Genomic DNA, 12,128 nt, shown 5'->3' with positions numbered 1-12,128 from the left:
CGCCATCAGACGTGCGCGATCGCGGTCAGGATCAGCCCGTCGGCGATCAACCAGTTGCCGTCGAACTCGGTCAGCGCGGCGCCGCCGTCGTTCGCCAGGCCCGGCACGAGCAGTTTCGTGTGGAAGGTGCCCGATCCCGAATCGTCTGTGCGGGAGTCGATCTCGAAGGTGATATGCGCGTCCTCGAAACCGAGCCAGCGCAGCGTCAGCGGGAACCAGGCCTTGTAGGTGGCCTCCTTGGCGCAGAACAGCAGCCGATCCAGGTGCAGGCCCTCGCCGGGCGTGGCGGACAGCCACTCACGTTCTTCGGGCAGACTGACCGAATCGAGCACGCCTTCGGGCAGGGTGCCGTGCGGTTCGGCGTCGATCCCGACCGAGCGGAAACGCAGCGCGTGCGCCATCGCGGCGGCACGGTATCCGTCGCAATGGGTGAGGCTGCCGACAATGCCGCGCGGGAACAGCGGCATGCCGCGTTCACCCTTGCCGATCGCGACGGGCGGCTCACCGAGCTGTTCGAGGGCGAGGCGAGCACAGTGCCGGGCGCCGATGAAATCGCGGCGACGCTTCTCCACGGATTTGGCGATGAGGTGTTCCTCGGCGGGATGCGCTGTCAACTCCTCCGGAAACACCAACAACTCCGCCGAAGCCACACTCCTCGGCAATATCCTCTCCAGCACTGCTGTTCCGCCTCTCCGCGTATTTTGGCCAGACTCGGGTGCTGGTTCAGCAGCGTGGGCGTCTGGCGGTACCGGGGTGGGCGGGTTTGCTCGTGCCCGGTGAGTTACCGATGTTCTTACGAAATCAGGCGTGGCGTTCTCGTGCAAATTTGCGCTTAGATGCCTCGTCTGCGTTCGGCTTTTTCGCGCATTTCCGCCGCTGCGGCTTCCATCTCCGGGGTTACCTTGAAGTGGCCGCCCCAGGAGTTCAGGTCGCCTTCGGCATAGACCGGGTCGGGCAGGATTTGGCGTAGGAGCGGGTTCGGCATGCCTCGGCGTTTCCATTCGCGGGGGTAGCCGAGGGAGACCTCCTCGAAGCGGACGCCGTCGTAGTAGGTGGTGCGGGGGATGTGGAGGTGGCCGTAGACCGAGCAGACCACGTTGTAGCTGGTGTGCCAGTCGGCGGTCAGGTCGGTGCCGCACCACAGCGAGAACTCCGGGTAGAACAGGATGTCGGTGGGCTGGCGGACCAGGGGGAAGTGGTTGATCATCACCAGCGGGGTTTCGGGGGGCAGCGCGTCGAGGCGGCGCTGGGTGTACTGGACGCGGGCGTGGCACCAGGCATCGCGGGTGAGGTACGGGTCGGGGGTCAGCAGGAACTCGTCGGTGGCGACGACATTGCGTTCGCGCGCCAGTGCCAAACCCTCCGCCTTGGTCTTCGTGCCCGCCGGTCGCCACGAGTAGTCGTAGAGCAGGAACATCGGTGCCAAGGTGACCCGGCCGCCGTACTTCTCGGCACCCGTTCCCGTCCACACCGGGAACGGGTCCTCCGGGGTGACGACATCGAGGTCACGACACATCGCCACGAGATAGTCGTAGCGGGCGGCGCCGTGCATCTGCACCGGATCCTTCGGCGTGGTCCACAGCTCGTGATTACCCGGCACCCAGATCACCTTGGCGAAGCGGCCGCGCAACAACTCCAGCGCCCACCGCACCTCCTCGGCCTTCTCCCCCACATCACCGGCGACGATCAACCAGTCCTCGGGCGAGTCGGGAACGATCTGCTCCACCACAGGCTTGTTCCCCTGATGCCCCACATGCACATCGCTGACCGCCATCAACTTCGGATTCACCTGTCCACAGTCGCACACCCCGGACACGCGACACCTCCGGGTTCACCCCTGCGCGTCCGCGGCCTCGGCGACGAGGTGGTCCAGCGGTCCGGGAAACCGTGTGTCGAGCCCCTGTCCGCGCTGAGTCACGCCGCCCCGCTCGGTACGTCGGCCCCCACCCTGGCCCAGCGGCCCGATTTCGCTCGGGCGACGACGGCGATCAATCGCAGCAGCATGAAGGCGACCAGTCCCGACCAGATTCCTGCCACGCCCCAGTCGAAGATCAGCGACAGCCAGATCAGCGGGAGGAAGCCGGTCAGGGCGGCGGCGAGGGTCGCGGTGCGGAGGAAGGCGGCGTCGCCCGCGCCGAGGAGGACGCCGTCGAGGGCGAAGACGGCGCCGGCGACCGGGATCATGGCGACGAAGAACCACCAGATGACGTGGGCACGTTCGAGAACCTCCGGATCGTCGGTGAACAGCAGCGGGATCGCGGTCACACCTGCGGCGAAGGCGGCGGCCAGGAGCAGGGCGAAGATCTCGGACCAGACGGTTACCCGGCGGGCGATCGCCTTGGCGCCGTGCGCGTTTCCCGCACCGAGAGCCGCGCCGACCAGGGTCTGGGCGGCGATGGCGAGCGAATCCAGGGTCAGGGCAAGGAAATTCCAGAGTTGCAGGACAAGTTGGTGGGCAGCGACGGACGCGGCGCCGAAACGGGCGGCCACCGCGGCGGCGGAGACGAAGCAGATCTGAAAGGACAGGCTGCGGACGATGAGGTCGCGGCCGAGCACGAGTTGAGCGCGCATCACCGCGAGTTGTGGCCGTAGCGAAACACGTTCGCGCAGCAGGGCATAGGCGAACAGGACACCGGAGACCGATTGGCCGACGAGATTCGCCACCGCGGAACCGGCCAGTTCCATCCGCGGCGCACCGAGCAATCCGTATACCAGGACCGGACAGAGCACAGCCGAGAGTGCCAGTCCCACCACCACGTAGGTCAATGGTCGTCGCACATCCTGCACGCCGCGCATCCACCCGTTACCCGCCATCGACAGCAGGATCAACGGCACGCCGAACAGCGCGATCCGTACCCAGGCGAGCGCCTCGTCGGCGATCTCCCCACCGCCGGACAGCACCGAACACAACGGCACCGCGAACACCTGGATCACCGCGACGATCACCAGACCGACCGCGACACCCACCCAACTGGCCTGTACGCCTTCCTCGACCGCACCCATCCGGTCCCCCGCACCGTGTCTGCGGGCCGCGCGCGCGGTCGTCCCGTAGGACAGGAACGTCAGCTGGGTGCTCACCGTCCCGAGGATCACCGCCCCGACGGCCAGCCCGGCCAGCGCCAGCGCCCCCAACCTGCCGACCACCGCGATGTCGAAGAGCAGATACAGCGGCTCGGCAACCAACACGCCCAGGGTAGGCACGGCGATGCCGAGAATGCGCCGTGGCCCGGCCCGGTCGACCTCGCCGGTCACGGCCTCATCCATCGGTTCAGCGGACCCCACACCGACCTCCCACGGTCACCACGAACAATTGGGCGCGAACGCGCTGCCGACCTGCCGATGGTGGCACACGCCACCGACAACATCGCCCATCGCGCGCATCGCCACAAGGACGATCTCGCCGACCGCCGGGGATGATCGCCGCGCGGCAGCCGAGTTCTCGGCCTGCCTCCACCACACGAACTGTCGATCAAGTCGGCGTCGGCGGACGGAACTGCCGACATACCAACCGATCAGCATGAATCGCAGGTCTGAAGTGTGGACGGCGGGCAGGATGGGCGGCGATACTGGTCGTCCGCCCAGCTCGGGTGGACGACATCACGCCGCGGACACCCGGTTCGCCCGAACAACTCAGGATCGACCATGGTGTTTGTGCAGCGATGGCGGGTGATCACGGCGTTCGCCCTGGTCGGCGCGGCGACCCAGCTGGTGTGGCTCACCTATGCGCCGGTGACGACCGTGGCGGCGGAGCACTTCGGCGTCTCCGAGTCCGCGGTCGGGTGGCTGGCGAACATGTTCCCGCTGCTCTACGTCGTGCTGGCCGTTCCCGCGGGGATCGCACTGGATCGCTGGTTCCGGCCCAGCTTGATCGCCGGAGCGGTACTCACCGCCATCGGCGCGGCGCTGCGCCTGCTCGACGGCGGTTTCGCGATCGTGCTCATCGGTCAGACCGTCGTCGCGATCGCGCAACCGCTGGTGCTCAACGCGATCACCGGAATCGCCGGGCACTATCTCGACGAGAAGGATCGGCCGACCGGCATCGCGGTCGGCACCGCGAGCACTTTCGCCGGAATGGCGGCGGCGTTCGTGCTCGGTGCCGCGCTCCCCGCCGAAAGCCAGCTCACCACGCTCACCGCGGTCGGCACGATCTTCGCCGCCCTGGCCGCGATCGCACTGACCGTCGAGTTGATGCGCGCGGGTACCGGGCCCGCGGCGAGCACCTCGACCTCGCTCAGCGCGCTCCGGGCGACCATCGGCGACCGGTATGTGCGGCGTCTCTGCGTCGCCGTGTTCTTCCCCTTCGGCACGTTCGTCGCGCTGGCGACCTTCGGCCAGGCGTTGCTGGAACCGTCCGGTGTCAGCGCCGACGCGGCGAGCATCGTGCTGCTGGTGAACGTGCTCGCCGGTGTGGTCGGCTGCGCGGTGGTACCGGTCGCGGTCCTGCGCCGCGGCGTCGAACTTCCCGCCGTGCTGGTCGGCCTCACCGCCAGCGCCGCCGCCTGCCTGCTCGTCGCCCTCGCCCCCGGCCTGGCGACAGGATTCGTGGCCTTCGCCCTCATCGGCATGACGCTGCTCCCCGCCCTCCCGATCGTCCTGGCCATGGCCGAACGCCACACCGGCGCCGCCGAAGGCACCGCCGCGGGCCTCATCTGGATGACCGGCAACCTCGGCGGCCTCGTCGTGGCAGGCCTGACCGGCCTCCTGGTAGACACCCCATCCCTAGCCTTCACCCTCTGCGCCACCACAACAATCCTCGGCGTCCCCCTTGCTCTCCGCCTCCGCCGCGACAGCGCCGCGGCGGTCTGAACACCACCGAACGACACCGAGCGCAACTGCCCCGATCTGGTGACACCACCACGCGGCGATCACCGCGATCGAGAGGTCAGCCGAGTGCGGTAATCAGTGCGCGCACAACATCATCGGCGTTTCCGTAGGTGGTGTAGCCGGCGGCGAAGCGGTGGCCGCCGCCGCCGAAACCGCTGGCGACCGCGGCGACGTCGACGCCGTCGGTGCGGCCGGGGGCGGAATCGCGGGAGCGCAGTGAGACGGTCCAGCGGTCGTTGTGGCCGCGGGCTTCCTTGAACACCGCGGCGATGCCCGCTTCGGCGGTGGTGCGGATGACGTCGATGACGCTTTCGACCTCTTCGGGACCCACATCGTGGGTGTCGGCGGCGCGGACCAGCGCGTAGACCAGGCCGACACCGCCGGCGGATGGCACGACCACGGCGGTGGACAGCACCGTCGACAGCATCGGGAGCCAGGCGTAGGGGTGGGTGTCGAGCAGGACACGGGTGATCTCGGTGCCGTCGATGCCGGTGGCGAGCAGACGCTCAGCCATAGCGTGGCTACCGGGGCGGGCCCAGCGGAACGAGCCGGTGTCGGTGACCAGACCCGCGAACAGGCAGTGCGCGATGTCGGCGTCGATCTCCGCGCCCCAGGCGTCGAGCAGCCGGGTCACCAGTTCGGTCGTCGAGGCCGCGAATTCGTCGATCAGGTCGACGGTGCCGAAGCCGTCGTTGGCGCGATGGTGATCGATCACCAATGTCATTGTCGCACCGGGTAATCGGTCCGCGAGAGCACCGAGACGGTTGCGCGCGCCGCAGTCGACGACGATCAACAGGTCGACTTCGTGCGGCACCTGCGCCGGTGGCACGATCAACCGCACACCGGGCAGGGTCCGCAGCGAGGCGGGCAGCTCAGCGGGCTCGGCGAAGGACACGCACACCGGTACGTCGCGCCGGTGCAGCGCCAACGCCAGCGCGAGCCCGCTACCGACGGTGTCGGCATCGGGCTGCACGTGGCACAGGATCGTCACCGACCGCGCCGCCGCCAATGCGGCGACGGCCGCGCCCAGTTCGGTCCCGTCGCGGACGCTGGTCACCGCCTACTCGTCTTCGTCGTCGCGATCGGCCTTGTACGGGTCGGCCTCGCCCGCGTGCTTGGCATTGGCGGCGACCTTGGCCACCTCGTCGTCGATGGCGCGCGCCCTGGCGAGCAACTCTTCCATCTCGCGGGCCACCTCGGGCACCTTGTCGAGAGTGAAAGACAGGATCGGGGTGAACTTCACTCCGGTACCCGCGCCCACCTTGGACCGCAACACACCCTTGGCCGCGTCCAGTCCGGCGGCGGCTTCGACGTAGTCGGGTTCGGCATCGATGGTCTCGCCCATCACCGTGTAGTACACGTTCGCCTCGCGCAGATCGCCGGTCACCTTGGCATCGGTGACGGTGACGAACCGCAATCGCGGATCCTTGATCTCGTATTCGATCGCGGTAGCCACGATCGCGGAAATCCGCTTGGCGAGTCGGCGTGCCCTGGCTTGATCCACCATGGGAGTGCTCCTCTCTTCGGCGGCACGGGTGAGGCCCTGCGTGGTTACGCAGGCTCCCGCCTCCGGGCCTTGACACCCGTGCCGCAGCCTCTAGTCTTCGGGTCCGAAGATCCGGCGGCGTACTGCCAGCAACTCTATCTCCGGACGCGCGGCAACGTGCCGCTCACACTTGTCGAGCACCTCGTTGAGGTGTCCCGTTTCCGCACTGACCATGGCCACACCGAGCAATGCCCGGCGGTGCAGGTCCTGATCGCCGGCTTCGGCCGCATTCACGCCGAAGCGCTTCTGGAGCTCGGCGAGGATCGGCCGGATCACCGACCGCTTCTCCTTGAGCGAATGCACGTCACCGAGCAGTAGATCGAATTCGAGCGCACCGATGAACAGCGGTGCTCACCTCCTGGTAGATGGGGGATCCCGCAAGACCCCACGCCGCACCCGAAGAATCGGATGCGGCGTGGGTCGAACGGTATTGCGTTTGATCAGTCGCGCGGCTTTTCACGAAGCTCGTAGGCCTCGATGATGTCGCCGTCCTTGATGTCGTTGTAGGTGACGGTCATACCGCACTCGAAACCTTCGCGAACCTCAGGAGCGTCGTCCTTCTCCCGCTTGAGCGAGGAGATGGTCATCGTCTCCGCGATCACTCGACCGTCACGGATCAGGCGCGCCTTGGCGTTGCGCTTGACCGAGCCCGAGGTGACCATGCAACCGGCGATGTTGCCGATCTTGGACGAACGGAAGATCGCGCGGATCTCCGCCCGGCCCAGCTCGACCTCTTCGTAGATCGGCTTGAGCATGCCCTTGAGGGCCTTCTCGATCTCGTCGATCGCCTGGTAGATCACCGAGTAGTACCGGATGTCGACGCCTTCGCGGTTGGCCAGCTCAGTGGCCTTGCCCTCCGCGCGGACGTTGAAGCCGATGATGATCGCGTTCGAGGCCGACGCCAGGTTGACGTTGGTCTCGGTGACGCCACCGACACCGCGGTCGATGACGCGCAGACGCACCTCGTCGTCGATCTGGATGCCGAGCAGCGCCTCTTCGAGGGCCTCGACGGTACCGGAGTTGTCGCCCTTGAGGATCAGGTTGAGCTCCGAAGTCTCCTTCAGGGCGGCATCCAGATCTTCCAGGCTGATCCGCTTGCGGCTGCGAGCGGCCAGCGCGTTGCGCTTGCGCGCATTGCGGCGATCGGCGATCTGACGGGCGATGCGGTCTTCCTCGACCACGATCAGGTTGTCGCCCGCGCCGGGCACCGAGGTGAAACCGATGACCTGGACCGGGCGCGACGGGGTCGCCGCGTGGACGTCCTCGCCGTGCTCGTCGACCATGCGACGGACGCGACCGTAGGCGTCGCCCGCCACGATCGAGTCACCGACGTGCAGCGTGCCGCGCTGGATGAGCACGGTGGCCACGGGGCCACGGCCGCGGTCGAGGTGCGCCTCGATGGCGACACCCTGGGCGTCCATGTCCGGGTTGGCCCGCAGGTCGAGCGAGGCATCCGCGGTCAGCAGCACGGCTTCGAGCAGCTGATCGATGTTGGTGCCCTGCTTGGCCGAGATGTTGACGAACATGGTGTCGCCGCCGTACTCCTCGGTGACCAGGCCGTACTCGGTGAGCTGCTGCTTGATCTTGTCCGGGTTCGCACCCTCTTTATCGATCTTGTTGATCGCGACAACGATCGGCACATCCGCGGCCTGCGCGTGGTTGATCGCCTCCACCGTCTGCGGCATGACGCCGTCGTCGGCCGCGACCACGAGGATCGCGATATCGGTGGCCTTCGCACCACGAGCACGCATGGCGGTGAACGCCTCGTGACCCGGGGTGTCGATGAAGGTGATCAGGCGCTCTTCCTCGTTGAGGTTGGTGAGCACCTGGTAGGCACCGATGTGCTGGGTGATGCCACCGGCCTCGCCCTCAGCGACGTTGGCCTTACGGATCGTGTCGAGCAGTCGGGTCTTACCGTGGTCGACGTGACCCATGACGGTCACGACCGGCGGACGGTGCTCGAGGTCGTCCTCGCCGCCGGCGTCTTCGCCGTAGGTGAGGTCGAACGACTGCAGCAGTTCGCGATCTTCGTCCTCGGGGCTGACCACGTGGACGACGTAGTTCATCTCGCCGCCGAGCAGCTCGAGGGTCTCGTCGTTCACCGACTGGGTCGCGGTGACCATCTCGCCGAGGTTGAACAGTGCCTGCACGAGAGCAGCGGGGTTCGCGTCGATCTTCTCGGCGAAGTCCGACAGCGACGCGCCGCGAGCGAGGCGGATGACCTCACCGTTGCCGCGGGGCAGCCGCACGCCACCGACGGCGGGAGCCTGCATGTTCTCGTACTCGGCGCGCTTGGCCCGCTTCGACTTGCGACCACGACGGACAGCGCCGCCGGGACGACCGAACGCGCCTGCCGCGCCACCACGGCCACCGGGGCCACCGGGACGACCGCCGCCGCCACCGGGACGACCACGGAAACCACCGGCCGCGGGAGCACCGGCACCGGGAGCACCGGGAGCACCGCCACCGCCACCGCGGTAACCGCCACCGCCGCCACCACCGGGACGGCCTGCGCCGCCACCACCGGGAGCGCCACCGGGACGACCGCCGCCACCGGGACGACCCGCGCCGCCACCGGGGGCAGGACGTGCCGAACGTGCCGGCATGGCACCGGGGTTCGGACGCGGAGGCATCGAACCCGGGTTGGGACGGGGACCACCGGGACGCGGGGCACCGCCCTGCGCGGCGGCCGGGCGCTGGCCCTGACCACCCTGCGGGCGGGGACCACCCTGGCCGGGAGCCGGACGGGGACCGCCCTGACCCGGAGTCGGACGGGGACCGCCCTGACCCGGAGTCGGACGAGCGCCACCCTGACCCTGACCCTGACCGGCCGGACGCGGCGCGGGACGCTCACGATCGGGGGCCGAGCTGAACGGGTTGTTGCCGACGCGCGGAGCCTTGGGCCCCGGCTTCGGGCCGGGACCGGCCGGACGCGGACCGGGAGCGGCCGCACCGGGAGTGGCCTGACCCGGACGGGTCTGCGCTGCGGGCGCCTGTGCCGGACGCGGCGCGGCGGGAGCCGGACGCGGGCCGGGCGCCGGGGCGCCTGCGGGCTTGGCGGCCGGAGCCGACTGCGCGGCGGCCGGAGCGGGGCTCGCGGGTGCCGCGGGTGCGGGCTTCGCCTCGACCGGAGCGGTCTCGACCTTGGGCGCAACCGGCGCGGCAGGAGCTGCCGGGGCGGGAGCGGCCGGAGCCGGGCGCGGACCGGGGCGGGGGCCACCGGGGGTGGGCTTGGCACCAGCCGGACGGGCTGCTGCCGCTGCCGCCGACGGGCCGGGACGGGCCGCCGACTTGGCATCGGCCGCCGGAGCGGACTTCGACGCCAGAGATTCACGGAGACGACGTGCGACGGGTGCTTCCACCGTCGAGGACGCCGACTTCACGAACTCGCCTTGCTCCTTGAGCTTCGCGAGTAGTTCCTTGCTTGTGACACCGAGCTCTTTAGCCAACTCGTGCACGCGGGCCTTGCCTGCCACTGCTCTCCTCACTGAGAGGCCGAGCAGTGACGCCGCCTAGGTAAGGCGGGCCCGCACGACCTCGGGTTATCTCCGACGGACGTTCATCGTTGGTGCTTCACGGTGTGCTCATGAGTGCTCGTGCCTGTTCTCGAGGTACTGCTCCAGGGCTGAGATATCCAGATTTCCGGACACTCGTAGGGCTCTGCCGAATGCTCGGCGCCGCTCTGCGGAACGCAAACAAGCTGAAACGGGGTGCAGCCAGGCACCCCGTCCGGGAAGTCTGCGCCGCGGATCGGGAACAATCGCGACATCGGTGTTCCGATGCTGCGCAACGATCCGCAACAGGTCGGCAGATGGCTCACGCTGACGGCATCCGATACAGGTGCGAACGGATTGCGCGGGCCGGTCCTGTACCCACTCTACCGGTGACCCGGTCATAACGACGAACCCCTCCCCTCCGGAAGTTACCAACATGTCATCCGCAGGCAGGGATTCGATGTGCCTGGATCAACTACGGTGCGCTTCCGGCCGGGTGGAGTCGTCCGGTTGCGGAGCCGCGTCGCTGCGGATATCGATGCGCCAGCCGGTCAGACGGGCAGCCAAGCGGGCATTCTGCCCCTCCTTGCCGATGGCGAGGGACAGCTGGAAGTCCGGCACGATCACGCGGGCCGCCCTGGCGTCGGGATCGACGACCGTGACCGATACCACTTTCGACGGCGAGAGCGCATTGCCGACGAAGGTCGCCGGATCCTCGGCGTAGTCGATGATATCGATCTTCTCGCCCGCCAGTTCGCTCATCACGTTGCGCACGCGCTGGCCCATCGGGCCGATGCACGCGCCCTTGGCGTTCACGCCGGGCACGGTGGACTGCACGGCGATCTTGGAACGGTGTCCCGACTCGCGGGCCACCGCGACGATCTCGACGGAGCCGTCGGCGATCTCGGGCACCTCGAGCGAGAACAGCCGCCGCACCAGGTTCGGGTGCGTGCGCGAGAGCTGGATCTGCGGGCCACGCTGGCCACGCGAGACGCCGTAGACGTAGCACTTGATCCGGTCGCCGTGCTCGTAGGTCTCCCCCGGCACCTGTTCGGCGGGCGGGATCAGACCCTCGGCCCCGTTGGCCTCGCTGCCGATGCGAACCACCACGATGCCGCGAGCATTCGCCCTGGCGTCGCGCTGGACCACACCGCCGACGATCTCGCCCTCATGGGTGGCGAAATCACCGAAGGACTTCTCGTTCTCGGCGTCACGCAGCCGCTGCAGCACCACCTGGCGGGCGGTGGTCGCGGCGATGCGGCCGAAACCCTCAGGGGTGTCGTCCCATTCGGAGACGAGGTTGCCGTCGGCGTCGAGTTCACGCGCCATCACCCGCACCACACCGGTCTTCTGGTTGATGTCGATGCGTGCGTTGGCCTCGTGGCCGTCGGTGTGCCGGTAGGCGGTGAGCAGCGCCGACTCGATCGCCGAGATCACGGTCTCGATCGAGATGCCTTTGTCGGCGACAATCGCCCGCAAGGCTTCGATTTCAATATTCATTCCGCAACCCCTTCGGTGGGAGTGTCAAGGTGTTGTCCTGGCGCGGCCAGGTCGGCGGGCTCTTCGCCCGGTACCGGGCGGCCCGGCGCGATGCCGCCGGCGAGTTCGAGTTCGGCGGCGCCCGGTGCGTTGAATTCGACCTGGACGACAGCCTCGGCGATATCGGCCAACCGCACATGAACGCGATGCGGCTTCGCCTTGCCGCCGATGACGAGTGCGATGGTCGCGTCGTCGGCGAGTGGGCCGACGCGCGCGTCGAAACGGGCCTTGCCCTCGATCCGCTCGGCACCGTCGGCCAGCTTGACGCGGACCTTGCGGCCCTGTGCGCGCCGCCAGTGCCGTTCGGTGCTGAGCGGGCGCTCCACGCCGGGCGTCGTCACTTCGAGCAGATAGGCGGATTCGCCGAAATCGCCTGCGGCATCGAGAAGTTCGGACATCTCACGGCTGATCGCGGCGATGGCGTCCAGGTTCGCGGGGCCGTCGCTGTCGACGGTGACCTTCACCCGAACCGGAGCCAACTCGCCGTTGCCCGCAGCCACGATCGCGACGCCCTCGAGGTCGAACCCCCGGCGTGCGACGAGCTCAGCGACAAGCTGGCTCACCCTTTCCTCGGTGGGCATCGGCATATGGGCGGCTCCTGGTTCAGTTGTGACGCGATCGGAAATATCTACGCCGAAGGTCTAGCGTAACGCGCTCAGAGAGTGTAAAGGACCAGGCGCTGAGCACCACGCACCGGTCCGACTCGGCGTGCCCGAGGCGTGTCG

The 12,128-nt window shown here is 68.4% G+C and carries 11 protein-coding genes; 1 reads left to right on the top strand and 10 read right to left on the bottom strand.

Annotated features, from left to right (window positions below; genetic code table 11):
* Positions 1-5 precede the first annotated feature (5 nt).
* The 3 genes from npt to ACFXKN_RS26080 form a co-directional block, all read right to left on the bottom strand.
* Positions 6-677 (bottom strand): 4'-phosphopantetheinyl transferase Npt, encoded by a 672-nt coding sequence (npt, locus tag ACFXKN_RS26090; RefSeq protein WP_378944291.1) that lies wholly within the window; start codon positions 675-677, stop codon positions 6-8.
* A gap of 155 nt (positions 678-832) precedes the next feature.
* Entirely contained in the window at positions 833-1,774 is a 942-nt protein-coding gene (locus ACFXKN_RS26085; RefSeq protein WP_378946139.1) for a metallophosphoesterase family protein, read from the bottom strand.
* A 140-nt stretch (positions 1,775-1,914) separates the two neighbouring features.
* Positions 1,915-3,264: an MATE family efflux transporter gene (locus tag ACFXKN_RS26080; RefSeq protein ID WP_378944287.1), complete on the bottom strand. Its 1,350-nt coding sequence runs from the start codon at positions 3,262-3,264 to the stop codon at positions 1,915-1,917.
* Positions 3,265-3,642: 378 nt separating this feature from the next.
* Between ACFXKN_RS26080 and ACFXKN_RS26075 the strand changes: the two genes are divergently transcribed.
* Positions 3,643-4,806 (top strand): MFS transporter, encoded by a 1,164-nt coding sequence (locus ACFXKN_RS26075; RefSeq protein ID WP_378944282.1) that lies wholly within the window; start codon positions 3,643-3,645, stop codon positions 4,804-4,806.
* Between the two features lie 76 nt (positions 4,807-4,882).
* Here ACFXKN_RS26075 and ACFXKN_RS26070 read toward each other — a convergent pair whose 3' ends face one another.
* The 7 genes from ACFXKN_RS26070 to rimP all read right to left on the bottom strand — a co-directional run bounded on the left by ACFXKN_RS26070 (position 4,883) and on the right by rimP (position 11,990).
* Positions 4,883-5,881, bottom strand: a complete 999-nt coding sequence (locus ACFXKN_RS26070; protein ID WP_378944279.1) for a bifunctional oligoribonuclease/PAP phosphatase NrnA — start codon at positions 5,879-5,881, stop codon at positions 4,883-4,885.
* A gap of 3 nt (positions 5,882-5,884) precedes the next feature.
* Complete coding sequence (gene rbfA / locus ACFXKN_RS26065) at positions 5,885-6,331, bottom strand: 30S ribosome-binding factor RbfA (protein ID WP_378912296.1); 447 nt, start codon at positions 6,329-6,331, stop codon at positions 5,885-5,887.
* Between the two features lie 90 nt (positions 6,332-6,421).
* Complete coding sequence (locus tag ACFXKN_RS26060) at positions 6,422-6,715, bottom strand: DUF503 domain-containing protein (RefSeq protein ID WP_056811534.1); 294 nt, start codon at positions 6,713-6,715, stop codon at positions 6,422-6,424.
* 95 nt (positions 6,716-6,810) lie between these two features.
* Positions 6,811-9,846 carry a translation initiation factor IF-2 gene (gene infB, locus ACFXKN_RS26055; protein ID WP_378944274.1) on the bottom strand — a complete coding sequence of 1,012 codons (3,036 nt, stop codon included), beginning with the start codon at positions 9,844-9,846 and terminating at the stop codon, positions 6,811-6,813.
* Between the two features lie 108 nt (positions 9,847-9,954).
* Positions 9,955-10,266, bottom strand: coding sequence for a YlxR family protein (locus ACFXKN_RS26050; protein WP_378912298.1), 312 nt, complete (start codon positions 10,264-10,266; stop codon positions 9,955-9,957).
* A gap of 69 nt (positions 10,267-10,335) precedes the next feature.
* Entirely contained in the window at positions 10,336-11,364 is a 1,029-nt protein-coding gene (gene nusA / locus ACFXKN_RS26045) for a transcription termination factor NusA (RefSeq protein WP_378944269.1), read from the bottom strand.
* The gene (gene rimP / locus ACFXKN_RS26040; RefSeq protein ID WP_378944264.1) at positions 11,361-11,990 is read right to left on the bottom strand and encodes a ribosome maturation factor RimP; all 630 of its coding nucleotides are present in this window, start codon (positions 11,988-11,990) and stop codon (positions 11,361-11,363) included. The genes nusA and rimP overlap by 4 nt, the downstream gene beginning before the upstream one ends.
* Positions 11,991-12,128: the final 138 nt, after the last annotated feature.

This window comes from Nocardia sp. NPDC059195 (genome assembly GCF_042754695.1).
GTDB lineage: Bacteria > Actinomycetota > Actinomycetes > Mycobacteriales > Mycobacteriaceae > Nocardia.
This window is presented reverse-complemented; position numbering and strand designations above follow the sequence as displayed.

Bases quoted from the DNA above. Each gene is read 5' to 3' on its own strand.
- rimP (WP_378944264.1), bottom strand. From the start codon at position 11,990: ATGCCGATGCCCACCGAGGAAAGGGTGAGCCAGCTTGTCGCTGAGCTC.
- ACFXKN_RS26085 (WP_378946139.1), bottom strand. From the start codon at position 1,774: ATGGCGGTCAGCGATGTGCATGTGGGGCATCAGGGGAACAAGCCTGTG.
- ACFXKN_RS26075 (WP_378944282.1), top strand. From the start codon at position 3,643: ATGGTGTTTGTGCAGCGATGGCGGGTGATCACGGCGTTCGCCCTGGTC.
- ACFXKN_RS26050 (WP_378912298.1), bottom strand. From the start codon at position 10,266: ATGACCGGGTCACCGGTAGAGTGGGTACAGGACCGGCCCGCGCAATCC.
- ACFXKN_RS26080 (WP_378944287.1), bottom strand. From the start codon at position 3,264: ATGGATGAGGCCGTGACCGGCGAGGTCGACCGGGCCGGGCCACGGCGC.
- nusA (WP_378944269.1), bottom strand. From the start codon at position 11,364: ATGAATATTGAAATCGAAGCCTTGCGGGCGATTGTCGCCGACAAAGGC.
- rbfA (WP_378912296.1), bottom strand. From the start codon at position 6,331: ATGGTGGATCAAGCCAGGGCACGCCGACTCGCCAAGCGGATTTCCGCG.